The sequence below is a fragment of the Pseudidiomarina atlantica genome, assembly GCF_000753735.1.
GTDB classification, from domain to species: Bacteria; Pseudomonadota; Gammaproteobacteria; order Enterobacterales; family Alteromonadaceae; genus Pseudidiomarina; species Pseudidiomarina atlantica.
The window spans coordinates 528969-555178 of sequence record NZ_JPIN01000001.1 but is presented as its reverse complement, the minus strand read 5'-3'; the positions used below and the strand labels follow the sequence as shown (position 1 = coordinate 555178).

Here is a 26210-nt window from a genome sequence, read left to right as displayed (position 1 = left end):
AGGTGAGGGCGGTTAGTCGCCCTCACATTTTTGTTCCACTTCACGCCACACCACTGGCTCCCAATATTCCTCACGCACGGTGCTCAAACGTTTGTTGCGATTAAACTTCGCTGCAATGTAGTAAGTTGTATCTGCTTTGACATCAATTTCTAACTGCTTGGCATTACTCATACTGCTTGAACGACGCACCCATGGATCGGTAATGAGCTCATGCAACTCAATGACATGTACGCCTGGATCTAGCTTGTAAATTGATCGCCGTCTGAGCACGTTATCATCATCAATTTTAACGAAGTATGCGGGAAATAAATCGCGCGCTTCTGGTGGTGTCACAAACACACTGACGCGTCCGCAACTACCGTCGTCGGTTTTATCCACTTGCGCTTGCGCGACATCGACTTCAAGACGCCACCCCGGAATCACGGTTGCTTTCACGCGGCCACCTAAAGTCAGTGTCTGCGTATCGCGCGCAACCGTTACGTTGAAGGTTGAGTCATGCTCGAGCCCTTGCAGATGGCTGACAATAGTGTCGAGTCCTGCTTCACTAAAATCGATGTCATCAACCTGCAGTAGCCGATCACCTGCTGTGAGTCCCATTTCTGCTGCCACAGAAGCATTTCGCACCGATAAAACTTCGCCGTTGGGGTGCACCACTGCGCCCCAGTCAAAATAGCTGCGCGTTGGTTCTTCCATGGTAACTGTTGCAGCTTTGCCCTGGCTTTTGGCAGCGGCAATCGCTGCGGCGCGGGCATGCTCTCGTGCCAGCTGCTCTTCTTGCGTCGCTGCGTTAAGCGGAGTGCTTAACAGGGTTAGCAATAGGGTGCTGAGTCCAAGTGCGCTGAGTTTCATTAAAACGTCTCCTGTGCTGTTAGCACTTCACGTTGTTGCCACAAGGCGGTGATCGTAGCATCGTCCGCACCACGCAGGTAAGCCTGCTGAATTTGGCGGTCGATACTTTCGAGCTGGTAATTGCCCGCGAGCAACATCGGCGTTTGTGGTCTCGCTTGGCCGTTCGTTGACAGCGGCTGCACCACCATCAACCATGCCACTGCAGCAGCTACCGCGAAGGGCGTCAGCCACAGTGCAACAGCTTTCGAGCGTGCTGGCTGCGCCTGCTTTACAGCGGTGGCTTGGCGTGCTGTTAGCTCTTGCCAAGTGACCGGTTGCAGCGGCTCCGCTTGCGCTTTAAGCCGCTCACGCAGCAACTCTTCGCTAGGGCTGAGTGATTGCTTCTGTGGACCTGATGGGTTCATCTGGAACTCCTCTGTCGTAATTTCTTGAGTGCGCGATGGTAGCGCTGGCGTACGGTCGCGGCTTGCTCATTGAGCAGCTCAGCAAGTTCTTCGTGACTGTAGCCTTCGACCAAGTACAGCCAAATCAGTTGATATTCATGTTCGTCCAAAACGCTTAGCAGCGTGTCGATATCATCAAGCTGTTGTAGCCAATCGGTTTGACTCAGCCAGTCGTCGGCATCGAGTTGTGCTGCGCTATCGTCACTATTGGTTTGCTGTTGTGGCCTGCGAAAATGCGACAGCGCGGTGTTCACTGTTAACTGCTTTAACCAACCGCCAAGCGCCTTCGGATCCCGTAATTGTGCGACTTTTTCAAAAGCAACGAGAAACACGTCTTGGGTCAGATCGCGCGCTAATTCATGATCGCGGCACATGCCTTGAATCAGGCGTTGTACCGGGCGCTGATAGGTTTCAAACAGCTGCCGCTGACAATCGCGACGACCGGCCTGAGCGCCTTTAATCACTTCGGCGTCTAGCTGTTGCGCGAATCCTGTTAGAGCGTTCTGGGTCATGCGTGTCCTGCTGCATTCATTATGTTGATAAGATGCAACAGGACAGCGATGTGTGACAAGAGTTAAAACTGAATATCGGCAATGATGGGGTCATGGTCCGATGATCGGTAAGCGTCGGGAGCATACCAATCGGGGTTTTGTGAATAACCTTCATAGCTCAGCGCCGGCGGTTCATCGGCATTAATGAGCCAATGCTGTTGGTTAATCACGCGGCCGTGCAGGGCATCACTGACCAGCAGATGGTCAAGACTGCCGGCTTGCGCGTTGAACACATAGGAATAGCCCTTGGGCTCAAAGTGTTCAGCGCGGTTATGGTAGCTCGCTGCGTAGAAGGTTTGCATCGGATCTTCTTGCGCGTAGGCGTTAAAGTCACCGAGGACAATTTGTGCGCTAGTTTTTGCCAACAAAGGTTGTTGCAGGGCCGCAATCAGGCGCTCGGCTGATTCAACACGAGCCGCATTCCAGCACGCTTGACCATCGTTCTGATTAGCATTTGGGTCACTACTATCGCGCGGACACGAGCCTTTCGATTTAAAGTGATTGACCGCTACCACAAAAGTCTCTTGGCTATGCAACGGGCGCATGCGTTGGATCAAAGGATAGCGACTGCGGTTGCTAAAGACGCCCTCAGTAACAGTCGATACTGCGCCAACTGCTTCGACTCTGTCGCTGCGATAAATTAAACCGTTGGTAATAGAGGCGCCGCCGAACTGCCCCTCTGCTGCGGCGACGTAGCGCCACGGTTGGCCGCTGGCTTGTTTGAGTTGCGCAACCAAACGCACAATAGCACTATGGTCAGCGTAGCCGTCGTTTTCAATTTCCATCAGACCAATAACATCCGCTTCAAGCGCTACCATGGCGGCAATGATTTTAGCTTCCTGGCGGCTGAAATCAGCGGCAGTTTCAGCGCCACGGTCAGTTGGGAAACTTTGCTCGACGCCATTACCGTTGAAGTAGTTCAAGACATTAAAAGTGGCGACGCGAATCACACGTGGATCGGCTGACTTACTCGGTGCTGGCGGGCGCGGGTTGGTGACGGTGAACTGCAATTCAGCGGTTGGTTGAATGCGGTAACGACCGTTAAATTCACTTAAAATGCCTTGCACATTACTAACACTGTCGCCGGCGCGCAGACTATTATCGGCACTGAGTTGCGGTGCCGGAAAGGGCACTAGGCTTGGGTTGGGCGCGCGATTATCGTCAATCACTAAGCGCTGTAACTCGTAGCTTGCGGCGAGTTGCCGAGCACTGCTACCAGGCTGCGTGACTTGTGTCGGAGTATAGAGTCGCTCTGCAGCAACATCAAAACTACCATGGCGATCAAGTAGGTAATTGCCGTTGACGATGAGTGTTTGCGGGATGCTGACGTATTGTCCTTCTAATTGTTCGAACGTATTCACCGATGCTACAGGTAACGTCAATTCTTGCGCTTTCGGCAGCTCAGCTGTGCCACAATCAATAATTTCCGTCACCTGATCTAGTTGGGTCAATTGCTGAGCTTCACTGACCACGCCACTGACGCGCACTTGATCACCAATTGCAACAACGGGCGCTGTGGCTTGCACGAATAAACCGGCAGCGTTGTCTTGCACAAAGAAACCACCGAGTTCACCATCGGCTTGCCAACTCGCGGTGACGACACCACTAATACTGACTCTTTGCCCTACTAACGGTGAGCTATCTGAACTGCCTTGTATTTGACCAATAGTCTGTTCAGCGACGCAATTTGAATTAGCGAGCGGCGCATCGATGTCAGCTTGTTGCGAACAAGCAGTTAAGGCGAGCGCGATCGCGCTCAAGCTTAACCAATAACCTTTATGAATCACGGTGGAGTTGTTGTTGTGCATAGCTTCCTACTTCTAATACATCGGCGGCGTCAATGTGTTCCGCGTCCATCATCGCAGCAATACGCTGCATAGCAGCTAGCAACTGAGATTGTTCCCAATCGGCCAGCCCCTGAAATTTTCGAATAAAGTCTTCTTGCAATGGTTTCGGCGCGGCGGCGAGCCGTTCTGCCCCCCGCGGAGTGAGCGACAGTACCACGCGACGTCGATCTTCAGTGCTACGTTCGCGATGAATTAGCTCGCGATGCTCCAATCGATCAATAACATTACTCACGGTGGCAGGGCTGAGCGTAATATTCTGCGCTACCGCACTAGCGGTAATACCTTCTGGCGCTGCGGCAACCTCGCGTAGAATCAGCAATTGCGGCGCGGTAAGTCCAGTTAATTTATTCAGCTGTTTGGAATAGAGATCGGTTGCGCGGATGACTTTGCGTAAGGCCAGCAACAACTCCTCGTACTTTTCCATAATAATTCCCCAATGGTTCCTAATAGCGTCGCGCGGACAAATCAGTGCGGCGTATTTGCACCACGACACCCAATTTTGGATGATCAAAATAATGGGTTTCGTGACTGATCACGCGGCGCAACTGGTCCAGCTTAAAGCTACGTAAAAAGCGTTTGTTGGTGAGTGGCTCGAGCGCAAGATCTGCTTGTGCAGTCAAATCTGCAGGTTGCCAATCAACCGCTGTAGGCTCACGTAACTCAAGATCACTGTCGATATGCAGGTAATTTCCGACAAGGTAAATATGCATAGTGCCATCGAGCTGCCAAAGGGGAGTTGTTGGCGTTTCAAGTTGACTGGCGCTGGGCGCCGCTAAGGGTTCATCTTTTGCCGCCGCACTGAAATTGAATTGTGCGGTGCGTTGCAGTTCGGCCAATTGTTGCAGGCGTTCCGCGAGACCTAGCTCTGGCTTTTCCTCGCTGGTACTAAGTGCAGTCAGCTTGGCTTGTTCATCGGGAAGGGCATAACCTGCAAGTGAAAATTCATCGGCAAAATTGCGCCCACCGAAAAGTCGAACTTTGTATTCATCATCGGCGCCAAATACCGGTTGATACCAGCTTAAATGCAAAAGTGGGGTGCCGGTTCCGCGGCGCACTAATTGCTGGCGTGTTTCGCTCAATTCGAGTTGCGATGCCGGCGCAAGAAACGGCGCCGCAGCATTCTTAACCTCGCCACCAGGACCATTGATAACATCGGCTGGTGCTGCTGCCAATTCTCTCAGCATGCGTTCTTGCCGTTGCCAGTTCATCGGTAACCAGGGATCCAGTTCCCAGGGCGCGGCGCACAATAAGCGTTCGCGATTGAACTCTGGGATAACGGTGGGCGTTGCGCACTCTGGTAGATCAGCCAAGAGTGCGGTGATGTCAGGTACGAATACGCTAGGCAACGGATTGTAAACATAGTCCTGATAGCGTTGCGGCCCTTGCCACGGGAAAGACTCAACGGTGTCGCCAGCATCGCGGTGGGCAAACACTAAAACTTCGACTTCAAACCAACGCCATAGATCCTGCTCCGGTAACTGTTGCGCCTTGGCGACTTGGGTAAAACTGCTAACGGCAAGCCAACCAGCTAGTGCTGCTGTTGCTATAGGTTTTCGGTACCAGCCCTGCGTCATTTCTCATCCTTTCGCTCGGCGAATTCATCAATAAGTGACTCTACCAGTTTCAAACGACCTTGAGTATCGTTGATTTTGGTAAGAATTCGTAAACGGTTAGGCCCTTCAAGTTTGTATTGGTTCGGTGCCGATTGTATCAATTGAATCAAATAAACCGGACTGACTTTGGTTTTCTCACCAAATTCGATGGTGATCCCCTGCGGGCCACCGTCGATTTTGCGAATGCCTAATTGCTCAGCACGGTTACGCAATTCCGTGACTAGCATCAGATTTTGTGCGGCATCGGGCAGCAGCCCAAAGCGGTCGATCATTTCCACCTTGAGGGCACGAATTTCCTCGCTGTTCTCCGAGCTGGCAATCCGTTTGTAGAGGCTCAGGCGCAGCGTAACATCAGCGATGTAGGTCTCCGGCAACAGCGCAGGTACCCGTAAATCAATCTCACAGCGTTGCTGTAGCAAGCTATCAAGGGCCGGTTCTTTACCTTCGCGCAAGGCGGTAACTGCTTGTTCAAGCATGTCCATGTACAAGGTAAAGCCGATAGTTTCAATTTGACCACTTTGTTCTTCACCCAGCAGTTCACCGGCGCCACGGATTTCAAGGTCATGGGTGGCCAGCATAAAGCCAGCACCCAAATCTTCGAGCTGGGATATCGCTTCGAGTCGCTTCAAGGCATCTTTGGTCATGCGCTTTGGGTGCGGTGTCAGCAGATAAGCATAGGCTTGGTGATGTGAGCGGCCGACGCGCCCACGCAACTGGTGCATTTGGGCGAGGCCAAGATGATCGGCACGGTCCATGATGATGGTATTGGCGGTCGGTACATCGATACCGGTTTCGATAATAGTGGTGCACACCAGCACGTTAAAACGTTGATGATAGAAATCGGACATAATGCGTTCGAGTTCACGTTCACGCATTTGTCCGTGGGCTACGGTTACCCGCGCCTCTGGCACCAGTTCGGTAAGCTCACGTGCGGTTTTTTCAATCGTTTCGACATTATTGTGCAAGAAATACACTTGGCCACCGCGTAAAATTTCACGCAGGACCGCCTCACGAATGGTCGGCTTATCGTATTCACGGACGAAGGTCTTCACCGCCAACCGACGCGCTGGAGGCGTGGCAATAATCGATAAGTCGCGCACGCCGTGCATGGCCATATTCAACGTTCGCGGAATCGGGGTGGCGGTCAGCGTCAAAATATCAACGTCACTGCGCAAGCGTTTAATCGCTTCTTTTTGCCGCACGCCAAAACGGTGCTCTTCATCAACGATCAACAGGCCGAGATCGGCAAATTTAACGGTGCCTTGTAAGAGTTTGTGCGTACCTACGACGATGTCGACCTTACCGGCTTTGATGTCGGCCAAAATCTGCGTGGTTTGTTTACTGGTGTTAAAGCGTGAAAGCACCTCAATCCGCACTGGCCAGTCGGCAAAACGGTCTTTAAAGTTTTCGTAATGTTGCTGTGCGAGCAGGGTTGTTGGCACTAATACTGCAACTTGCTTGTTGTCGTTGACCGCAACAAAAGCGGCGCGCATTGCTACTTCAGTTTTACCAAAGCCAACGTCACCACACACCAATCGGTCCATGGCACTGGCTACTTGCATATCGCTCAAGACCGCATCGATGGCTTGTAACTGGTCATCGGTTTCTTCGAACGGAAAACTATTGGCAAAGCGTTGGTAATCCTCTTGATCAAGTTTGAAGGCATAGCCTGGCTTGGCTTCCCGACGGGCATATACATCAAGAAGTTCGGCCGCGACATCGCGGATCTTCTCGGCGGCTTTGCGTTTGGCGCGTTCCCAAGTATCGTTGCCGAGCTTGTGCAGCGGCGCATGCGCTTCTTCACCGCCACTGTAACGTGATAGCAAGTGCAGCGATGCTACGGGAACGTACAGTTTACTCTCATTAGCGTATTCAATGGTGACAAACTCGGTAGTCATGCCGCCAGCTTCTAGGGTTTGTAATCCTTGATAGCGGCCCACGCCATGGTCAATGTGTACCACTGGCTGGCCAATGCGCAGTTCGGCTAGATTGCGCACCATATTTTCGGTTGAAACCGTCGCCTTTTGATCACGTCGACGGCGCTGTTGAATACGATTGCCAAGCAGCTCAGTTTCGGTGATGACCGCTAGTTTGGCATCGATGGCAACAAACGAGTTCACCAACGGCGCGACAATCAGCGCGTTGCTGCCGGTAAAGTTGTCGATGTCACTGAAGTGCTGCAGCTCATGCAAATCGAGTTTGAGTGGCGCTAGGGTGTCACGTAATGATTCACGGCGCCCGGCAGTTTCAGCGACGAACAACACGCGATACTTGGCTTGATGTAAGGCTGCTAGACGTTGTCGTAATGCCTGCAACGGGTCTTTTAATTGATGATTAAGGGCAATTTCACCAATAACTTCGGTGTTGAAGACGCGCGGCCCTGGCTGAGCTTTATCGTCTGGAACGAAGGCGCGCACGCGTGGCAATTGCTTGAAGTGGTGATGAATCTGATCGACTGGCAAGAATAGCTGCGTTGGTGGCAATAAGGGCCGGAGACGGTCGTAACGGCGTTGCTCGTAACGTTGTTCAATATCGTGCCACAAATGGTCGAGACTACCTTGTAAGTCGCCAAAAGTAACAAGTAAGGCATCATCGGGTAAGTAATCGAATAAGCTTGCGGTGTGCTCGAAAAACAGCGGCAAGTAGTACTCGATACCGCCAGGTAACTGGCCTTGTGAGACTTGGTAATAAATCGAGTCGCGTTCGTTAGCAGCTTCAAAGAGTTCTCGATAACGGCCACGAAAACCTTCAATCGCGGTAGGGGTGATCGGAAACTCATGAGCAGGCAGCAAGTTTATACGTTCGACTTCACCTGCGGAGAGCTGCGTATCAACGTCGAAGGTGCGAATTGAGTCCACTTCATCGTCGAAAAAGTCAATGCGATAAGGCACTTCACTGCCCATCGGGAATAAATCAAGCAGCGAGCCACGGGCGCAAAACTCACCATGCTCCATGACCTGATCAACATGGCGATAGCCGGCGCGTTCCAGCCGTTGACGCAAACGGTGGCCATCTAATTGTTGACCTTTGTCGACTTGCAGCGCCTGTCCACTCACATAGTCGGTGGGAGCGATACGATGCAGTAAGGTATTGATTGAGACAATCAATGCGCCATCTTGCATGCTGGGTAGTTTTGCCAATACGCTCAAGCGCTCAGAAATAATATCTTGGTGCGGCGAGAAGCTATCGTAAGGCAGGGTTTCCCAATCAGGAAACACCATTACGCGCTCTCCTTTGGCGCTTAAATACCTAATTTCTTGCTCTAAACGATGGGCTTGCGGCGCGTCGGGCATAACAATCAGTAACGGCCGTTCATGTTGGTCAATCAGCCGTGCCAGCGCGAGTGCTGCACTACTACCGGCGAGTCCTTGCCAGGTAAGGTCCTGTTTTGCTGATGTGGGGCGTGGTGGCGTTAGAATCGATGCCTTGCTCATAAGGTCCACTTTGTTAACTACTCAAGTGGCTGAAAGTATACCTGAAACTGTTACTTGGATCAGTGCGCATATTTCTTTATGCTTGCAGCGCAACCCCAAACCAATAGTTGAGCGCTAGACACCAAGCTTATGTCGCAATCCGTCACTTTATTTTTGAGTTATCGCTATAGCCGCGCCCGTTATGGTCAGCGCTTTACGCGTTTTATCCAGCGCGTGTCGTTGGTCGGGATTGTGGTCGGCGTCGCGGCTTTGATCATTGTTGGTTCGGTGATGAATGGTTTTGAAGCCGAATTAAAACAACGCATTTTAACGGTTGTGCCACAGTTACAAGTCAGTGATGAGCAAGGGTTAGATAATTGGCAGCAAGTGGCAGATAGTTTGCCAGTGTTGACAGGGGCGCGTGCCCTAGTTCCAGAAGTGACCACTGCCGGCGTTATCCAAAGCGAGCAACGGCTACAAGCGGTGCAAGTGCAGGGTATTTTTCCCGACGTGGACGGCAGCGATGTGCAATTACAGCCGTTACAGCAGCACTTGGAAGCGGGCCAATTGCAGCTCGAAGCTGGCACTTTTAACGTAGTGCTCGGGTATGCACTGGCGCAGCAATTGAATATTTGGCCGGGGCAACAGCTGCGCTTGATCGCCGCAGGTGGTGGCATCTACACGCCACTGGGCCTGGTTCCCGCACAACGATTAGTGACAGTGACTGCAGTGGTGAGAATGCAATCAGAGGCCGATCAGCATTTATTGGTCATGCATGGAGCCGATCTCGCACGGATATTGCGGATGGCAGAAGGCCAAGTATCTGGGTTACGCTATTACTTTGACGACCCGTTTGCAGCTCTAGCCGCAGCTGATGAGTTGACTAGTGAAGTGGCAGAACCTTTGCAAGTGACCAGTTGGCAGCAGAGCTACGGACACTTATTTGATGCCGTGAGTATGGAAAAGCGCATGGTCAATCTGATGCTGGGACTTATTATTGCGGTCGCAGCCTTTAATATCGTGTCATCGTTGATGATGATGGTGCAAGACAAACGCGCCGATATTGCGATTTTACAGACCATGGGACTTGCACCACAGCGGGTGCGCAGCATGGTCGTGTTACAGGGCATGTTTACTGGCACCCTTGGCGCAGTTCTAGGTTTGCTGTTGGGAGTGCTGACAACGCATTTCTTGAACCCACTACTGACTGGCTTTGGTGTAGATATGAGTTTTGCTGGACCAACTGGATTACCTGTGGTGATGGCACCGTTGCAGATTTTAGGCACTGTGTTGGCCGCGCTTGGCCTGACCTTTATCGCAACTTTATTCCCGGCGTGGCAAGCCAGTCGCATTTTACCGGCACAAGCTTTGAGGTATGAATAAACATGACGACCGAGGTGTTATTAGAATGTCGGCAGGTAAGCAAATCCTACCGTGATGGTCAGCGTGATTTGCATGTTTTGCAAGGTGTCGACTTACAACTTCGTGCGGGTGAGTTATGGGCTATCGTTGGTAGTTCTGGCTCAGGTAAAAGTACTTTGCTGCACTGTATGGGCGGCCTCGATCGGCCTACTTCTGGGCAGATACTGTTTCAAGGCCGTGATCTCACTTCGTTGTCGACTCGGGCGTTGGCTGATTGGCGCAATCGTCAGCTGGGTTTTATCTATCAGTTTCACCACTTATTACCTGAATTTAACGCGCTCGAAAATGTCAGTATGCCGTTACTGATTCAGGGGGTTGCCAAATCACAAGCCGAGCAACAGGCGGCAGAGTTGTTAGAGCGAGTAGGGTTAGCAGCGCGCGCACAACATCGACCTGCCGAGCTCTCAGGCGGTGAGCGGCAGCGCGTGGCAATCGCGCGAGCACTTGTGAATAAGCCACGTTTAGTGCTGGCTGACGAACCCACTGGCAACCTAGATGATACAACGGCGGGGCAAGTGATGGCGTTGATGTTAGAGCTGAACCGTGAGTTGCAAACCTGCTTTGTTATTGTCACGCATGACACGCAACTGGCACAGCAATTACCGCATCGGGTGCAGTTACACCATGGTCAGTTGGTGCCGCCAAATCAGACTGAGAGCGCAGCATGCTAGGTCAATGGCGTCTTGCCTGGCAGCTTGCACGTCGCTTTCGCCGCGGACGCGAACGCAGTCGCTTTCTATCGTTTATCTCGGCCTCGTCAACGTCGGGTATCGCACTCGGCTGTATGGTCTTTATTACCGGCCTGAGCGTGATGAATGGCTTCTCGGAAGTGCTGCAGGAGCGCTTTTTGAAACTGGTGCCCCACGTTGAGTTCAATGCTGTAGAAGGGCGTTTAGACTACCCTGAAACGATTTTTGCGTTGGCAACGGATCATCCCGAGGTGACCGATGCCTGGCCGTTGATTCACACTCAAGCACTGGTACAGCAAGGGCGCGATTTTGTCGGAGTTCAGGTTACTGGGCTTGATCCGGAACGGGAGCACGCCATCAAGGATTACTTAAAGGAGCAGCAATGGTCAGCCTTGACGCAACCGAACACTGTTATTTTAGGCAGTGGCTTAGCGCAAAAGCTTGGGGTTGCGCGCGGTGATAGCATTCGCTTTGTGGTGGCCGCAGAACGCGGTTTTCAGGCACCTAAACGAATGCAGTTAACGGTGATTGATACTTTCGAGTTTGGTGGCCAATTTGATCATCAACTAGCTTATGTGAATCTTGCCACGGCGCGTGATTTCGTTGGCTTAGACAGTGGCTTTAGCACCGTAGCCTTGGCCGTTGATGACCTATTTAGTGCTGAACGAGTGGCCAATGAAATCGGTTATCAGCTGCGCGATTATGTTTACTTAGAACACTGGATGCGTTCACAAGGCCATTTGTATCGCGATATTCAAATGGTGCGCATGGTCATGTACTTAGTACTTATATTGGTACTGGCGGTCGCGAGCTTTAATATCGTTTCGACCTTGGTGATGACGGTGCAAGAGAAACAACGCCACATCGGCATCTTGCGTACTATGGGCTTACGTACCAGCAGTTTGATGCAGGTTTTTGTGCTGCAGGGGCTGCAAAATGGTGTGTTCGGCGTGTTTGCTGGGGTGTTAGCGGGAGTGTTGCTGAGTCTTAATTTACCTTTGCTACTCAACGCGCTGGAGCGTTTGAGCGGCAGTACTTTGTTAGCGAGCGATGTTTATTTTGTCAATCAAATCCCAGTGCTACTGGATTGGCGGGATGTGTTGGTGGTGGCTGCGGTTGGTTTGCTAATGAGCTTGTTGGCAACTTTATATCCAGCGTGGCAGGCTGCCCGTATTGATGTGGTGCAAGCCATTAACGCTTAAGATTTTTGCGAGCGCGGTGGGTGCGTGCGCGCCACGCATTCACCACGGACTGGCGCCACATCAGACTGACCACAAAGTAGCCAGCGATACTGACAACAGTGCCAACAATTAGGCAGCCAAGTAAGAAAGCTGGACCAATTGAGGTAATACTGTCGCCAAGCCATTGCCACGATAATTCAAAATAAAATGGTTGTGACGGCGCGCCAATGAGCCAAGTTCCCACTTTATAGCAAAAGTAAAACAACGGCGGCATGGTGATTGGATTAGATACCCAGACCAGCGCTACTGAAAGCGGTAGATTGACCCGAAAAGGTATTGCAGCGGCAGCAGCCAGCACCATTTGAAAGGGCACCGGAATAAAGGCGAAGAACAGCCCTATTGCAAAAGCACCAGCAGCTGAGCGCCGGTTCAAGTGCCACAAGTTGGCGTCGTGCAATAGCTTACCAAACACCTTCAGGCTACGACTGTTTTTCACCGCCTCATGATTGGGCATGATGCGCTGCATAAATTTTCTTGGCATGGATAACTAACTCTTACTTTCCATTACAGGTACAACGTCCATGGATCGGTGGTTGTGCACATTCTTCGGCGGCTACTTGCTGTCGTTCAGCTTTACCGCTGTACTCACCTGGCAAGTCGCTCTATTGCTAGTTGGCAGCGCTTTGCTTTGTTTCATTATAGCTCACAGCGTGCGCTCATTGACCGCTGTGGTAACCCTCATTGGGTGCGTATTGTGCGGTATTCTATGGGGCGCTGGCAACGCCTATTTAAGTCAAAGTTATGCGCTTACCACTGATTGGGTACAGCGCACTGTGCCCATCGCCCTTAAGGTTACCGAGATAGTCGCAACTCGGCCCGAATCATGGCAGTTGACCGGTAGTTTAACGCATATTGATAATGACCCCCAAGCGGACGGCTTAACGGCGCGTTTGAATTGGTATCAGCCACACGCAGACGGACCGCAACGGTTACCGCAGGCGGGTGAAATATGGCGATTGCAGGCCCGTTTAAAGTATCCACAAGGTACGCGCAATCAAGGTAGCGGCTTTTACCATCGCTATTTAGTCGGCCAGGGTATCCAGGTGCTTGGCTCAATAAAGTCAGGGCAAAGGGTGGGAGGCAGTGTTACTTGGCGACAAAGTTTAGTCGCTGACGTACAACGCGCTACAGTCAATCACCCGCAGGCAGACATCCTGTTAGCGCTGTTACTTGGAGAGCGTTTTGCGATAGCAACTGAAACTTGGCAAACCGTGCAACAAACCGGACTCGCCCACCTGATTGCCATCTCTGGCTTACACCTATCTTTAGTTGCTGGCGCGGCTTTGTGGCTGTGCTGGCAAGGCTTGGCAGCGCTCACACGCCAGCGCCAACTCCGCGAGCGCCTTAACCTGTGGCGGTTTGCGCCTGCATTCGCATTGGTGGCGGCGGTCGGGTACGCCTGGTTGGCCGGCTTTGCCATTGCCACTGTGCGCGCTTTATTGATGTTTAGTGTATTTGCTTTGCATCGCTGGCTTGGGCTGAAAGTGTCAGCGCCGCGGCAATTTTTGCGTGCGGTGTGTTTGGTTGTGTTAGTTGAACCTTTGGCACCGCTGCAAATGGGTTTTTGGCTATCGGTGAGTGCGGTAGCGGTGATTTTGCTACTCAATTGGCGTTGGCAACGTTACCAAGGCCGCATTCGAGCGGTTAAAGAGTTGTGGCGTTTTGAATGGTTTATCACTTGGTTATTTGTGCCTGTGATGCTGCTTGGCTTCGCTGGCGTATCGACGGCTGCGGCTGTGATCAACCTAGTGATCGTGCCGTTGGTCAGCTTCTGGGTGTTACCGCTGGCCTTAGTTGGCTTACTACCGACGGTGCTTGGATCTTATGCGGTTGCCGCAGCAATTTTTACACTAGCGACTTGGCCATTGGAGCAGCTGTGGCCACTGCTTGAGTGGTTAGCGCAACAGCCTTGGCAATGGTTGGCCGCGGAACAGTTACCGACATGGCCATGGTGGCTCTTGAGTTGCGCCGTGGTGGTAGTGCCGTTGAACCTGCGCTACAAGCTTGGAGCCATGGCGGTGTTGCTATTGGCGTCCGCAATACAGCAACAGCTGCCGTTTAAGCGCGAATTGCGCGTGCACATGCTCGATGTCGAGCAGGGCTCGGCCATTGTCTTACAGCGCCAACAGCAGGCATTCATTATCGATACCGGCGCTGCGTGGCAAGGCGGATTAAGTATGGCGGAGCGTGTTATCCAGCCGTTTTTGCGGCAGCAACGCTTGCAACCAGAGCTTGGCCTTATCACGCATACTGACAACGATCATCAAGGTGGCTGGCAGTATTTACGTGAGGCTTATCCGCACCTTGCGTGGTTCGGTGGGGCCAATCCAAGCCCTTGTGTGGCTGGCCAAAGTGGCCGCTGGCATGACGTTAACTGGCGCGTCTTGCATCCGCGTAGCAGCCGCGCAGTCGGGAATCATTCGAATAATGACTCTTGTGTGGTGTTGCTGGAGTTCGATGATTTCCGCCTGCTCGTGACCGGTGACATCGAACGCAGTGCGGAACGGCAACTGTTGGCAGAACTCGCGCCGTTACAAGCACAGGTACTGATCATTGCACACCATGGTAGCAAGAGCTCATCCGAGGGCTATTTCATTCGTCACGTTAAACCGTCAGTGGCGTTGGTGAGCCGCGGTCGCAACAACCCTTATGGACAAATCCACCGCGAAGTTACCGAACGTTTTCAACAGTATAGAATTCCGATCTTTGATACCGCTCGCGGTGGCCAAGTGAGCGTGATAACTGATGGTAAACAGTGGCGCGTCGAGCAGCCGTTTGCGGCCGCCAATGGCGCGTGGTTTGACAGCGATCCATTGCAATAGCTAGCCAGTTACCCCTGAAAGCGGTTAGAATGAACGCATTATTTGCTATATGAATCTGATGCATGACTGCAGAGACAGTAAAACAAAAGACCTTTCGCCGCTTAATGGCGTACATCAAACCGTATCGTGCGGCGTTTATCTTTTCGATTTTTGGCATGATCGGTTATGCCGGTGTTGATACTTTCTTCTTTTCGCAAATCCAAACCCTGATCGATGATGGTTTGACGCAAAGCGATCCAACGATATTGCTGTATGGCGCTGCCTTTGTACCCATTATTTTTGTGCTGCGTGGGCTCTTTAATTTCATCTCGACCTACTTTTTAAACTGGGTCGGCTTTCGGGTGGTGACCACGCTTCGACAGCAGTTGTTTGACCATATGATGAAATTGCCGGTGTCGTTTCACGACAAGCACTCGACCGGTGATTTGATCTCTAAAATTACCTACACCACGCAGCAAGTTGCCGAAGCGACCAGCCGTGCTGTGTTAATTTTAGTCCGCGATGGCGCCTTCGTTATTGGCCTATTGGCGCTAATGTTTTATCACAGCTGGCAATTATCCTTGGTATTTCTTATTGTCGGCCCGGTGATTGCCAAAATTGTCTCAGTGGTCTCCAAACGCTTTCGCAAAGTCTCAAGTCGCATTCAAGCGGCGATGGGGGACGTTACGACCACTGCTGAACAGATGATTAACGGGCATAAAGTAGTGGTGATGTACGAAGGTCAAAAACGCGAATCGAAGCGTTTTAATGACGTCGTCAATGTTACGCGCAATCAGAATATGAAGTTGATCAATTCACAAACCATCAGCACCTCGATGATTCAATTGATTGCCTCATTTAGTCTGTCGATGGTTTTAGTCTTGGCAAGTTTTCCAGAAATGCTGACTCAGTTAACCGCTGGTGCTTTTACGACTTTACTGACGGCAATGTTGATGTTGCTAAGACCGTTGAAACAACTGACCACGGTCAATGCTGATTTTCAAAAAGGTATTGCGGCTGCGCAGAGCATTTTCGCCGTGCTCGACGAGCAGCCAGAAGTCGATAGTGGCAGTAAAGTCATGGATCGAGCGCGTGGAGAAATCGAGTTTGAGCACGTCACCTTTAATTACGATGACACCGATGCACCCGCCTTGGATGATGTTAGCTTCCATTTGCAACCGGGCAAAACGCTCGCTTTGGTCGGTCGTTCAGGTAGTGGTAAATCGACTATTTCGAATTTGATTACGCGCTTTTATCGCCCGCAACAAGGCGTCATTAAGCTCGATGGCACTGATATTTATGATTATAAATTGAAGTCACTGCGCCGCCAGTTTGCCTTAGTGTCGCAGCATGTCACTTTGTTCAACGATTCGATAGCCAACAATATTGCTTACGGTGCGCATGGCGAAGTGACTGCAGAACGCATCCGCGAAGCGGCGGAACGTGCGTACGTGACTGAGTTTACCGATAACTTGCCGAATGGTTTGGATACCATGGTCGGCGAGAATGGCGTGATGCTCTCTGGTGGTCAGCGGCAGCGTATTGCCATTGCGCGTGCTCTGTTGCGCGATGCGCCAATTCTGATTCTGGATGAGGCAACATCGGCATTGGATACCGAATCTGAACGTCACATTCAGAGTGCCTTGCAGGATCTACAGCAAAACCGCACCTCAATTGTGATTGCGCACCGCCTATCGACCATCGAAAAGGCCGATGAGATCATCGTGCTGGAAGATGGTGCCGTGGTTGAGCGCGGCAGCCATAAACAATTGCTCGAACAGCAGGGTGCTTACTACCAACTACACAGCCTGCAATTCGGTGGCGAGGTGCATTAATGCGTCTACAGCGAGCCTGGTATCAATCTCGGGCGCCGCTTTGGCTGTGGTTACTTTGGCCGTTGCAACTGCTATTCGTCGCGCTGAGCGGTTTGCGTCGGTTGCGCTTCCGTTACTTTCCTGCGAAACCACTACCTGTACCAGTGATTGTGGTGGGCAACATCAGCGTCGGTGGTACCGGCAAAACGCCAGTGACACTGGCGCTCGTCGATTACCTCAAAGCGCAGGGCGAACGCCCAGGAATTATCTCGCGTGGTTATGGTGGGCGTGGGCCGTTTCCTTATAGTGTAACTGCGCAGAGCGATGCGCAACGTTGTGGCGATGAACCCTTGTTACTCGCACGTCGCACTCAAGTGCCGATGGTGGTGGCGCCTGATCGTTATCAAGCGGCCTTATGGCTGCTACAACAAGCACCTAGTACCACAGTGATTATCAGTGACGACGGCCTGCAACATTATGCTTTGCCACGGCAGTTTGAAATTGCGGTTATCGACGGCCAGCGCGGTGTTGGCAACGGTTGGCGTTTACCTATGGGACCATTGCGCGAAGCACCAGCGCGCCTGCAATCAGTCGATGCGGTCATAACTAATGGCAAGCTAAACAACTCGTTACCATGCGCCGTGCAGCCTTATCAAATGGTACTACAAGCGCAGCGTTGGCGGCGGCTGAGTGACGATATGCCCGTGGATAAGTTACCTGAAGGTAAGACCTTGGTGGTTGCCGGCATTGGTCATCCTGAACGCTTTTTTGCTACGGTCGGAACCTTAGAAAAACGAGATTTTACGACCCGCGCATTTGCCGATCACCATGCATTTAGCGATGCCGACTACGCTGCCGTGAGTAACTATGATGTAGTGCTGATGACCGAAAAGGATGCCACAAAATGGCGTGGCAACCCCGCGCAAGCTTGTTATTATTTGCCGGTGAAAGCACAGCTGCCCGAGGCATTTTGGCAGCAATTGCAGCAGGCTTTAAGGAACGCACGATATGACGCTTGATGAACGCACCCTTGCATTATTAGTATGCCCACTGTGCAAGGGTAAGCTGATATGGCAAGCTGAAGCACAAGAATTGATTTGCCGTGGCGATCGACTCGCCTATCCGGTACGTAACCAGATTCCCCATTTACTAGAGAGTGCAGCGCGGCAAGTAAGCGCTGACGAATTGGAGCAGTTGCCGAAATGAGTTTCACTGTCATCATACCCGCCCGCTATGCATCGACGCGATTACCGGGCAAGCCACTTGCCATGATCGGCAACAAATCGATGATTCAGCGTGTCTATGAACGCGCTACCGCCGCTGGTGCCGCCGAAGTAATTGTCGCGACCGATGATCAACGCATTGTTGATGCCGTTGAAGCCTTCGGTGGGCGCGCTATGATGACTGCCCCGCATCATCAGTCAGGTACCGAGCGAATTGCTGAAGTGATTGATTACTTGGCGATTGCTGATGATCAAGTCGTGGTCAACGTGCAAGGTGATGAACCTTTTATTCCACCGGAAATTATCCGCCAAGTGGCAGATAACCTGCGCAATCAAAAGGTCGCTCAAATGGCCACCTTGGCGGTGCCGATTCATAACGTTGAAGAAGTGCTGAATCCGAATGCGGTAAAGGTGGTGACCGATAGTAATGGCTATGCGTTGTATTTCTCGCGGGCGCCGATTCCGTACGAACGTGACGCGCTGGCCCATGACAAAATCGGTGAACTGGCGAATTACCAACGCCATATCGGTATTTACGCTTACCGCGCTGGTTTTGTTTGGCGTTACATCGAGTGGGAACCGAGTCCGTTGGAGAAAATCGAATCGCTAGAACAATTACGGGTTCTTTGGTATGGCGAGCGTATTCATGTAGCCGAGGCTATTGCCAATCCGCCGGCTGGCATTGATACGCCAGCCGACCTTGATCGTGCTAATCAGCAATTACTCGACTAACATAGCCGCCGGCACGTGCTTTGAGCGCGTGCCAACGCTCCCGCCACCACAATAGCCGTGCGTAGACATACGGGACCAAGAACAAACTGGTCAGCGTCGATAGCAACAGACCACCGATGATAGCAATCGCCATTGGCGCATAGGGCGGGCCGTCACCACCGATTTGCGTGGTACCAAATGCTAACGGAACTAAGCCCAAAACGGTGGTCGCTACCGTCATCAGAATCGGCCGTAGGCGGCTAACGCTGCCTTCAATAATGGCATGTTCCAACGTCTGGCCTTCGGCAAGTAACTGATTAATCCGGTCGACCAGCACAATGCCGTTATTCACCACGATACCCATCAAGATCAAGATACCTATCATGGCCATAATCGACATCCCTTGACCGGTAAGCATCAAAGCCCAGAATACGCCCACAATCGAAAACAGCAACGAAGTGATGACCGAGGTCGGCAGCAATACCGATTCAAACAACGCTGCCATTACGATATAAATCATTACGACTGCGAGCAGGGTATTGACCAACATCACGTTTTCAGCTTCTTGTTGACGCTGGAAGCTACCATCTAATGACCAAGTATAGCCGTCGGGCAGGGACACTTGATCGAGCAGTTGAGTGATCTCCTGACGGGCTTGATCAAGTGTTAACACCTCGTTGTTAATGTTTGCTTGAATCGCTAACGAGGTGCGTCGATCTTGCCGGCGAATTCCACCCAGCCGAGGTTGAATGCGAAAATCAGCGACAGCCGCCAAAGGTACCGTGCGCCCATCGAGTTGAACGACGGGTAAATTTTGTAGTGCTTCCAGCGAAGTTTCCAAATCTTCATCGAAGGCAATGCGCAATGGGATCTCGCCGTTCGGGTCACCACGGAATGAGCGCAACCGTTGGCCCCGCAATGCGGTCGCAATTTGCTGGGCGACAGCAGCGCTACTCAAACCAATGCGGTGGGCGCGTTCACGGTCGATTTTCACGACATATTCAAATTGACCTGCCTCTGCCTCACTGCGTAAGTCGCTCAAGCCCTCGATACTTGCCAACAGCGGAATAAAGCGCTCAGTTAAGTCTTGTAGTACCTGGGTTGATTGACCATTGAGGGTAATGCTAATCCCTTCATTACCACCGCCCCAACCGAATTGCGGTTCACTGCGCAACATTTTGGGAAATTGTGTGCGCATGGTTTCCATTAACTCGCCCATTTTGATCGGACGCTCAGGCTGTAATAAAACCGTCGAGATAGCGTGATTAGGCGTGTAATAGGAGTACACCGCATCAATGTAGAACGCCTCTTTGTTGGCGTAGAGAAAGTCTTCAAATTGACTGACTTCATCTTCGACCTCTTTGAGGCTGTACTGTTGATGCAGGTTGTAATTGATAAATAGGCGGTCATTGAATCCTTCAGGATCTTGATCGCCCGTGACAGCCCCCATAGGCACCACAATACTGGCTAACACGAGGATGGCAAAAAAACCAGTCCAACGTGGGTGACGCCAGCTCCATTGCAACAGCTTGCGATAGCGCGACGGGCGTTCTTGCGGTTTACGTGAGCCCATCACTCGTGTCAGTTTACTGGCCAACAGCGGAATCAGTGTCTGTGCAATCAATAAAGAAGCCAATAGCGACAAACAAATTGCGACAGCGGTGTGCTCAAGAAATATCGTGATGTCGATCTTTTTGCCAAAAATATTAGGTAAAAAGACAATCGCTGTGGTGAGGGTACCGGCAAGCACTGCCAACGACACATTGCCGACACCGCGCAAGGTTGCTTGCTCGGCTTGATAGCCTTGTTCAACTTCGTACTGGATACTCTCAGTGATAACCACTGCGTTGTCGACCAACATCCCCACGGCGAGCATTAAGCCCATTAGCGACAGTACATTCAATGAATAGCCTAGAAAGTACATTCCGCCCAATGCAATACAAATAGCAATAGGCACCGACAACACGACCACTAGCGTGGTGACCAGATTACGCAAAAACAAATACAGCACGATAAAGGATAAACCGGCGCCAATGAGACCCGCAATCAAGAGGTCGTGGAGTGAAGTTTTGACACTTTTCGCGGTGTCATCCATGACATACAGATTGATGCCATTGAATTGAGGGTCGTTACGTATCTCATCAACTACGGCACGCACCCGTTCAGACACTTCGACTAAGTTTTGCGACGACTCCTTGAACACATCCATACCAATCGCATAGGTTTGGTCTAAATGACGGCCATCGGTTTTACGCGGCATTTCGCGCTGAACTGTGGCGATGTCGCCGAGCTTAAGCTGGGAGGTAATCGGGAACTGCCGAATCTCATACTCAGACTGAAACTCACCAATTGGATTCACCAAGATACGCTCGTTGTCATTTTCGATATAGCCAGCGGTCAACGAGAAATTCGCCGCCCGCAAGCGCGCAGTAATGTCGGCGGCATCGAGTTGATGTTGCAGCAACCGTTGTTGATCGAGACGAATCACAATGTTCTGTTTTTCAACGCCGTACAAAGTGACTTGTGATACACCTTCGACCCGTTCAATTGGCCGCCTTAAGCTGCGATCTAACAAGTCGTAAGCGTTGTTAAGGTCGCGCTGACTGGATATCCGTAACTGAAATACCGGCATATCTTCGGTGTTAAACTGCATCACCTGAACGCGTCCGATATCGTCCGGCAACAAGTGTTTGACTGCATCGACTTTTTCGCGAGCTTCAATGCTTTTGGCATTGATGTCTTCACCCCATTCGAATTGCAACACCACTTGCGCGTTATCGCCAGAGGAATACGAACGCATACGTTTGATGTTGCTGATGGTCGCCAAAGCTTCCTCTAATGGGCGCGTGATCAGGCGCTCAACTTCAGCTGGAGTTGAATTAGGATAGGGCACGGTCACTACCATTTCGGGTATTTCGATACCCGGAAACTTCTCCAGCGGCAGGAGACGCGAACTGATCGCGCCGAGCAGTAGCATCGAGACAAACAGCATGCAAATAGTGACTGGGCGACGCAAGGCAAGACGGGCAAGGCTAGCGCCTATTTCAGCAGCAGTCATTAGGCTTGCTCCTCTGTCACAGTCCGCACTTGCTTACGATCAACCAGTAAGTACAGGCAAGGGATGAACAGCAAGGTAAGTAGGGTAGAGAACAGCAAGCCAGCGATGACGCTAATCGCCATCGGTGCGCGGATCTCTGCACCTTCACCTAGCCCCAAGGCGAGTGGCAATAAGCCGAGTACCGTGGTAAACATGGTCATCAAAATCGGGCGTAAGCGCTGCTGTGCTGCTTGGGAAACGGCGGTCAAGCGATCAGCACCTTGCTGGCGCAGTTGATTGATACGGTCGACAAGGACAATCGCGTTGTTGACCACTACCCCCGCCAGCATGATCAAGCCAATAAAGACGATCACACTGAGTTCCGTGCCTAGCAAATACAAGCCGAGTACCGATCCGGCCCCCGCCAACGGCACGCTGAATAAAATGAAGAACGGGTGCAACAGCGATTCAAACTGCGAAGCCATAATCAAATAGACTAAGAACACAGCCAAGGCTAAGGCCATTTGGAGTGATCGAAATGACTGCTGCATCTCGGCATTTTGTCCGGCGATATTGGCATCGACTGTGAGTGGGAGTTGTACCTCGTCAAGTATTTGTTCAACTGCGGCGACGGCTGCACCAAGATCGCCATAGGCAAGGTTAGCACTCACCACAGCGGTACGCTCTTGGTCGATACGTGTGATCTCACTAGGCCCCATGATCTGTTGAATGTCAGCAACTGCTTGCAAAGGGATTTCGCGTTCCGCACCGGGATTCACTACCATTTGTTGCAGGTCGCGCAACGAATCACGATCAGCTTGTTGGCTGCGCACTAAGATATCAATTTTCCGATCTTCAAGACTGAATTGGGTTGCCACGCGGCCACCAATTTTGGTCGCCAGTAACTCAGACACCGCGGCACTGGTTAAGCCGTATTGTGCCAAGCGCGCATGGTCAAAGAGAATCGCGATTTCTGGCTGACCATCACTCATGTTGGTTTGGATATCGGTAAAACGCGCATCTTGGCCTAATTCAGTCGCAACCTTTCGTGCTGCTTGTTGTAAGAGATCAAGCTCATAACCAGTGATTTCAATCGCAATCGGGCTGCTGAAATTAAATAATTCAGGGCGGCCGAGTTTAACGCTCACACCAGGAATGCGCGCGGCGTACTCGCGCAAGTAATTTTGCACACGCTGCTCGGCAAACACATTGCTGGCATCGGCCATGACCACATTAAAGCGCCCCCATTGATTGCCATTCTGGCCTGGTGCGGCATTAAGCAAGCTGCCGGTCCCAGCGATGCTATAGGCCTGTTTAACGCTCTGGCTGAGTTCTTCATTCGCTGCTAAGTGGGTTGCGAGACCATTAAGGACTGCATCGGTTTCAGTAATGGTTGCCCCTGGTTGTAACTCTACTTCTACGTAGAATTCACCCTGTGCCATGCTCGGCAGCAAACTTACCGGTAATAGGGGGACTAGGGCATAACAACCGGCAGCGACCGCCACGATTACGGCGAGGGTGAGTCTGGCCTTTGCTAACGCGGCATTGAGCAAGCGTTGGTAGCCACCGGCAAGACGCTGATAAAGCCAGTCGAAGCCACGCAACAAAGGTCGCACTAACCATCCGAGTGCTTTGCTAAGTCCGCGCCAGACAAAAGTTATGGCGGTCACAATAGCAAGAGGCAACCAACGGAACACTAGTAGCAACGGCGTGACGAGCCAGAAACGCCATCCCGAACGCACTGCTGCTGGCGCAAAATGCTGCTGTGCAGTAATGGCGGCATCAGCGCTTTTTTGCTTGGCTGAAAGCATCGGAATCAAGGTCAAGGCAACCAAGAGCGATGCCAACAATGAGAAAGTGACGGTTAAGGCCTGATCGGCAAACAATTGTCCGGCCAAGCCCTCGACAAATACTAATGGAAAGAACACCGCCATGGTTGTTAAGGTTGAAGCAATAATCGCTCCGGTGACTTCAGTGGTGCCGCGTTCGGCTGCGGTGGCTGCGTCACTGGATTCATTGTGGCGAGCAATATTTTCCAACACCACGATGGCGTTGTCGACCAACATTCCAACTGCTAAAGCAATACCGCCTAAGGACATCATATTGAGTGAAATCTGATAGCCATGCATTAGGTTAAAGGTGGCGATAATCGAAATAGGAATGGCGAGCGAGATAATGACCGTAGGCCACACTCGCTGTAGAAATAGATAAATGATCACCATTGCCAAGAGGCCACCAAAAATCGCCGCATCCCGCACTTCCGCTATTGCGGCTTCAATAAATACCGCTTGATCCGAAATAGGAGTGATTTGGTATTGCGCCGGAATGACTTCGCGTTGCTGCAGGTAGGCTAAATGACTTTGAATCGCTTTTGAAACCTGCACCGTATTCGCATCACCTTCTTTATACAATGAAACTTCGACAGCTTCGCTACCGGCAATGCGACTGATTGAGTCACGTTCTTTGTAATTGTTGGTGACGGTCGCGATATCGTTCAAGAGAATCGGACGTTCATTACGGGTGGCAATATATATGTTGCGAATGTCATCTAAATTTTCGAATTGGTTAAGCGTTCGCACGAGATATTCAGCACGTTGGGCCTCGAGGCGACCGCCAGATAAGTTAATATTTTCCTCGTTCAGGCGTTGCATGATGAGACTCATCGGAATTTGCAACTGCGTTGCTTTTTGTTCATTAACCAAGACTTGAATTTCGTCTTCTAAACCGCCACCGAGACGCACGGAAGCGACGCCTTCAATACTCTCGAGATGACGCTTGAGTTCCTCATCGGCAAAAGTACGTAGGCGCTTTAATTCGTCTACGTTCGGGTCCGCTAGGTCTTGATAACCGAGCGCTAATCGGAAGATCGGTTCTTCGGCTGGATTAAACCGTAACAGTGTCGGTTTTTCTAAATCCAAAGGTAACGGCACCAGGTCCATTTTTTCGCGCACATCAAGGCTCGCCATGTCCATGTCTGAGCCCCAAGCGAATTCCAGTAACACATCGCTTTGTCCTGCGCGCGAAATAGATTCAATACGACGCACGCCTTTTACCGTGCCGAGCGCTTCTTCAATCGGCTTGCTTACCAGTTGTTCTACTTCGCTGGGTGCACCGCCAGGGTAGTCAGTGCGAACCGTTAAGGTTGGATACGACAGATCAGGTAGCAAGGTGACTGGTATACGACCAAGTGAAACCATGCCAAACAACAGTACTGCCAGAGTGAACATGGCGACCGTGACCGGCCGCCGTACCGCTAATTTGGCTAGACTCATGACTGCTGCTCGCTCTTGATGACTTCAACTAGAGCAGCATCTTTCAGGTTCGCTTGACCGCTCACCACCAGCTGTTGACCAGCATCGATACCAGACAAGATTTCCACATGCGCTTCGTCCTCAAAGCCCAGTGTCACATCAACCTTGTGCGCCACTCCTTCGGCATCAACGGTAAATACGCTGTGCGCACCATCGAGACTTTGTACTGCGTAGCGCGGAACCCGAATGGCATCATTGTGGGTGGCATAATGCAGTTTGACGTGCGCAAACATGCCAGCTTTTAAGCTGTGATTGCTGTTATCGACACTGAGTACCACTTTAAATGTACCTGATTGTGTATCAACCACAGGGCTAATGCGATCGATTGTAGCAGTCAGGGTTTTGCCGGGCATTGAGCTCACTTGTAGTTCAGCCGTCTGGCCAACGGCAACAAACTGCAATTCGCGTTCAGGTAGATGCACATTACCTTGTAGCTCATCAAGGGCAACGATATGAAATAACTTTTGCGCTTGGTATTGGCTAATCATATTGCCAGTTTTGGCGTAGCGGGTTGCGATAAAGCCAGCAATGGGTGCACGAATCTCAGTTTCGGCAAGGTTAAGCTTTGCCATGTCATAGCGTGCTTTTAATAAATCTGCTTGAAACCGTAGTTTGTCATAGGCATCGGCGCTGATCATGTCACGCTCGGCCATGTCTTTTACTCGCCGTAATTCTTGCTGAATACTGTTCAACTCTGCTTCGGCTTGCGCCAACTGAATACGATATTCGTCATCGCGCAAGCTGGCGAGGAGCTGACCAGCTTCGACGTAATCACCTTCCTCAACATACAACTGTTCAACGATACCGTTGGCCTTGCTGATGACGTCAGTTTCTTCCCGCGCTTCGAGGGTTGCCGTAGTGCGAAAACTCGAGGTGATGGCCCCCCGTTGCACTTGCTCAGTAGCAACAGGAATGCGCACCACCTCTGGTTCTTGCGCTGCGGATTGATTTGAGGCGCCGGCTTGACCGCAACCGTTTAGCAACAGACTTGAAGTCAGAATTAAAGCGGCCAAGCCGACATAACGTGTAGTATTCATGTGAGTAAGCCCTGTTTTTACTTTATTTGTTCGTGCTGCTGATTAAGACGTTGCAGCGGTTGTAAAGGTTTATGCAGAGACCGTGCCAAAATGATAAATATTTTTAAATAAGCAGGTAACCAATTGATTTTATTGGTTTGGAAGGGACATGGGCGTTTCAAAAAGCGCAAACTTCAGGTTGCTGATAAGCACAAAAAAAGCACGCCGT

At 51.4% G+C, this 26210-nt stretch carries 19 protein-coding genes; 8 read left to right on the top strand and 11 right to left on the bottom strand.

Annotated elements, in window-relative coordinates; genetic code table 11:
- Positions 1-12 precede the first annotated feature (12 nt).
- The 7 genes from IDAT_RS02715 to mfd all read right to left on the bottom strand — a co-directional run bounded on the left by IDAT_RS02715 (position 13) and on the right by mfd (position 8737).
- A complete protein-coding gene (locus tag IDAT_RS02715; RefSeq protein WP_034730111.1) occupies positions 13-849 on the bottom strand; it encodes a PDZ domain-containing protein in 837 nt (278 codons plus the stop codon).
- A complete protein-coding gene (locus IDAT_RS02710) occupies positions 849-1253 on the bottom strand; it encodes a hypothetical protein (protein WP_034730108.1) in 405 nt (134 codons plus the stop codon). Before IDAT_RS02710 ends, IDAT_RS02715 begins: the two co-directional genes overlap by 1 nt.
- Entirely contained in the window at positions 1250-1804 is a 555-nt protein-coding gene (locus IDAT_RS02705) for an RNA polymerase sigma factor (protein ID WP_034730105.1), read from the bottom strand. The genes IDAT_RS02710 and IDAT_RS02705 overlap by 4 nt, the downstream gene beginning before the upstream one ends.
- A gap of 62 nt (positions 1805-1866) precedes the next feature.
- Positions 1867-3651, bottom strand: coding sequence for an ExeM/NucH family extracellular endonuclease (locus IDAT_RS02700; protein WP_051986515.1), 1785 nt, complete (start codon positions 3649-3651; stop codon positions 1867-1869).
- A complete protein-coding gene (locus IDAT_RS02695; protein ID WP_034730102.1) occupies positions 3620-4114 on the bottom strand; it encodes a MarR family winged helix-turn-helix transcriptional regulator in 495 nt (164 codons plus the stop codon). The genes IDAT_RS02700 and IDAT_RS02695 overlap by 32 nt, the downstream gene beginning before the upstream one ends.
- A 19-nt stretch (positions 4115-4133) precedes the next feature.
- Positions 4134-5264: a CsiV family protein gene (locus IDAT_RS02690; RefSeq protein ID WP_034730099.1), complete on the bottom strand. Its 1131-nt coding sequence runs from the start codon at positions 5262-5264 to the stop codon at positions 4134-4136.
- Positions 5261-8737 carry a transcription-repair coupling factor gene (gene mfd, locus IDAT_RS02685; protein ID WP_034730096.1) on the bottom strand — a complete coding sequence of 1159 codons (3477 nt, stop codon included), beginning with the start codon at positions 8735-8737 and terminating at the stop codon, positions 5261-5263. Before mfd ends, IDAT_RS02690 begins: the two co-directional genes overlap by 4 nt.
- A 129-nt stretch (positions 8738-8866) precedes the next feature.
- Here mfd and IDAT_RS02680 point away from each other — a divergent pair, with 129 nt between their 5' ends.
- From IDAT_RS02680 to IDAT_RS02670, 3 genes are read left to right on the top strand one after another with little or no spacing between them, the layout of a single operon-like run.
- The gene (locus IDAT_RS02680; protein ID WP_034730094.1) at positions 8867-10099 is read left to right on the top strand and encodes a lipoprotein-releasing ABC transporter permease subunit; all 1233 of its coding nucleotides are present in this window, start codon (positions 8867-8869) and stop codon (positions 10097-10099) included.
- 2 nt (positions 10100-10101) lie between these two features.
- Positions 10102-10809 (top strand): lipoprotein-releasing ABC transporter ATP-binding protein LolD, encoded by a 708-nt coding sequence (gene lolD / locus IDAT_RS02675; protein ID WP_034730091.1) that lies wholly within the window; start codon positions 10102-10104, stop codon positions 10807-10809.
- A complete protein-coding gene (locus IDAT_RS02670; protein WP_034730089.1) occupies positions 10803-12029 on the top strand; it encodes a lipoprotein-releasing ABC transporter permease subunit in 1227 nt (408 codons plus the stop codon). The genes lolD and IDAT_RS02670 overlap by 7 nt, the downstream gene beginning before the upstream one ends.
- Here the strand turns inward: IDAT_RS02670 and IDAT_RS02665 are convergent.
- On the bottom strand, positions 12019-12549 hold the full coding sequence (locus IDAT_RS02665) for a DUF2062 domain-containing protein (RefSeq protein ID WP_034730086.1): 531 nt from the start codon (positions 12547-12549) through the stop codon (positions 12019-12021). The two genes, IDAT_RS02670 and IDAT_RS02665, sit on opposite strands and share 11 nt — an antisense overlap.
- A 40-nt stretch (positions 12550-12589) precedes the next feature.
- Here IDAT_RS02665 and IDAT_RS02660 point away from each other — a divergent pair, with 40 nt between their 5' ends.
- The 5 genes from IDAT_RS02660 to kdsB all read left to right on the top strand — a co-directional run bounded on the left by IDAT_RS02660 (position 12590) and on the right by kdsB (position 18638).
- The gene (locus IDAT_RS02660; RefSeq protein WP_034730084.1) at positions 12590-14890 is read left to right on the top strand and encodes a DNA internalization-related competence protein ComEC/Rec2; all 2301 of its coding nucleotides are present in this window, start codon (positions 12590-12592) and stop codon (positions 14888-14890) included.
- A gap of 62 nt (positions 14891-14952) precedes the next feature.
- Positions 14953-16704, top strand: a complete 1752-nt coding sequence (gene msbA / locus IDAT_RS02655; protein WP_034730081.1) for a lipid A export permease/ATP-binding protein MsbA — start codon at positions 14953-14955, stop codon at positions 16702-16704.
- Positions 16704-17702: a tetraacyldisaccharide 4'-kinase gene (gene lpxK / locus IDAT_RS02650; protein WP_034730080.1), complete on the top strand. Its 999-nt coding sequence runs from the start codon at positions 16704-16706 to the stop codon at positions 17700-17702. Before msbA ends, lpxK begins: the two co-directional genes overlap by 1 nt.
- Positions 17692-17889 (top strand): Trm112 family protein, encoded by a 198-nt coding sequence (locus IDAT_RS02645; RefSeq protein WP_034730077.1) that lies wholly within the window; start codon positions 17692-17694, stop codon positions 17887-17889. The genes lpxK and IDAT_RS02645 overlap by 11 nt, the downstream gene beginning before the upstream one ends.
- A complete protein-coding gene (gene kdsB / locus IDAT_RS02640) occupies positions 17886-18638 on the top strand; it encodes a 3-deoxy-manno-octulosonate cytidylyltransferase (RefSeq protein ID WP_034730074.1) in 753 nt (250 codons plus the stop codon). Before IDAT_RS02645 ends, kdsB begins: the two co-directional genes overlap by 4 nt.
- Here the strand turns inward: kdsB and IDAT_RS02635 are convergent.
- Genes IDAT_RS02635 through IDAT_RS02625 form a run of 3 tightly spaced genes read right to left on the bottom strand, consistent with a single transcriptional unit; the run spans position 18616 to position 26002 of the window.
- Positions 18616-21675, bottom strand: coding sequence for an efflux RND transporter permease subunit (locus IDAT_RS02635; protein ID WP_034730072.1), 3060 nt, complete (start codon positions 21673-21675; stop codon positions 18616-18618). The genes kdsB and IDAT_RS02635 overlap by 23 nt on opposite strands.
- Complete coding sequence (locus tag IDAT_RS02630; RefSeq protein WP_034730070.1) at positions 21675-24926, bottom strand: efflux RND transporter permease subunit; 3252 nt, start codon at positions 24924-24926, stop codon at positions 21675-21677. The genes IDAT_RS02635 and IDAT_RS02630 overlap by 1 nt, the downstream gene beginning before the upstream one ends.
- Positions 24923-26002: an efflux RND transporter periplasmic adaptor subunit gene (locus IDAT_RS02625; protein ID WP_034730068.1), complete on the bottom strand. Its 1080-nt coding sequence runs from the start codon at positions 26000-26002 to the stop codon at positions 24923-24925. The genes IDAT_RS02630 and IDAT_RS02625 overlap by 4 nt, the downstream gene beginning before the upstream one ends.
- Positions 26003-26210: the final 208 nt, after the last annotated feature.

Coding starts and splice junctions, on each gene's coding strand:
- IDAT_RS02715 (WP_034730111.1), bottom strand. CDS start 849: ATGAAACTCAGCGCACTTGGACTCAGCACCCTATTGCTAACCCTGTTA.
- IDAT_RS02710 (WP_034730108.1), bottom strand. CDS start 1,253: ATGAACCCATCAGGTCCACAGAAGCAATCACTCAGCCCTAGCGAAGAG.
- IDAT_RS02705 (WP_034730105.1), bottom strand. CDS start 1,804: ATGACCCAGAACGCTCTAACAGGATTCGCGCAACAGCTAGACGCCGAA.
- IDAT_RS02700 (WP_051986515.1), bottom strand. CDS start 3,651: ATGCACAACAACAACTCCACCGTGATTCATAAAGGTTATTGGTTAAGC.
- IDAT_RS02695 (WP_034730102.1), bottom strand. CDS start 4,114: ATGGAAAAGTACGAGGAGTTGTTGCTGGCCTTACGCAAAGTCATCCGC.
- IDAT_RS02690 (WP_034730099.1), bottom strand. CDS start 5,264: ATGACGCAGGGCTGGTACCGAAAACCTATAGCAACAGCAGCACTAGCT.
- mfd (WP_034730096.1), bottom strand. CDS start 8,737: ATGAGCAAGGCATCGATTCTAACGCCACCACGCCCCACATCAGCAAAA.
- IDAT_RS02680 (WP_034730094.1), top strand. CDS start 8,867: ATGTCGCAATCCGTCACTTTATTTTTGAGTTATCGCTATAGCCGCGCC.
- lolD (WP_034730091.1), top strand. CDS start 10,102: ATGACGACCGAGGTGTTATTAGAATGTCGGCAGGTAAGCAAATCCTAC.
- IDAT_RS02670 (WP_034730089.1), top strand. CDS start 10,803: ATGCTAGGTCAATGGCGTCTTGCCTGGCAGCTTGCACGTCGCTTTCGC.
- IDAT_RS02665 (WP_034730086.1), bottom strand. CDS start 12,549: ATGCCAAGAAAATTTATGCAGCGCATCATGCCCAATCATGAGGCGGTG.
- IDAT_RS02660 (WP_034730084.1), top strand. CDS start 12,590: ATGGATCGGTGGTTGTGCACATTCTTCGGCGGCTACTTGCTGTCGTTC.
- msbA (WP_034730081.1), top strand. CDS start 14,953: ATGACTGCAGAGACAGTAAAACAAAAGACCTTTCGCCGCTTAATGGCG.
- lpxK (WP_034730080.1), top strand. CDS start 16,704: ATGCGTCTACAGCGAGCCTGGTATCAATCTCGGGCGCCGCTTTGGCTG.
- IDAT_RS02645 (WP_034730077.1), top strand. CDS start 17,692: ATGACGCTTGATGAACGCACCCTTGCATTATTAGTATGCCCACTGTGC.
- kdsB (WP_034730074.1), top strand. CDS start 17,886: ATGAGTTTCACTGTCATCATACCCGCCCGCTATGCATCGACGCGATTA.
- IDAT_RS02635 (WP_034730072.1), bottom strand. CDS start 21,675: ATGACTGCTGCTGAAATAGGCGCTAGCCTTGCCCGTCTTGCCTTGCGT.
- IDAT_RS02630 (WP_034730070.1), bottom strand. CDS start 24,926: ATGAGTCTAGCCAAATTAGCGGTACGGCGGCCGGTCACGGTCGCCATG.
- IDAT_RS02625 (WP_034730068.1), bottom strand. CDS start 26,002: ATGAATACTACACGTTATGTCGGCTTGGCCGCTTTAATTCTGACTTCA.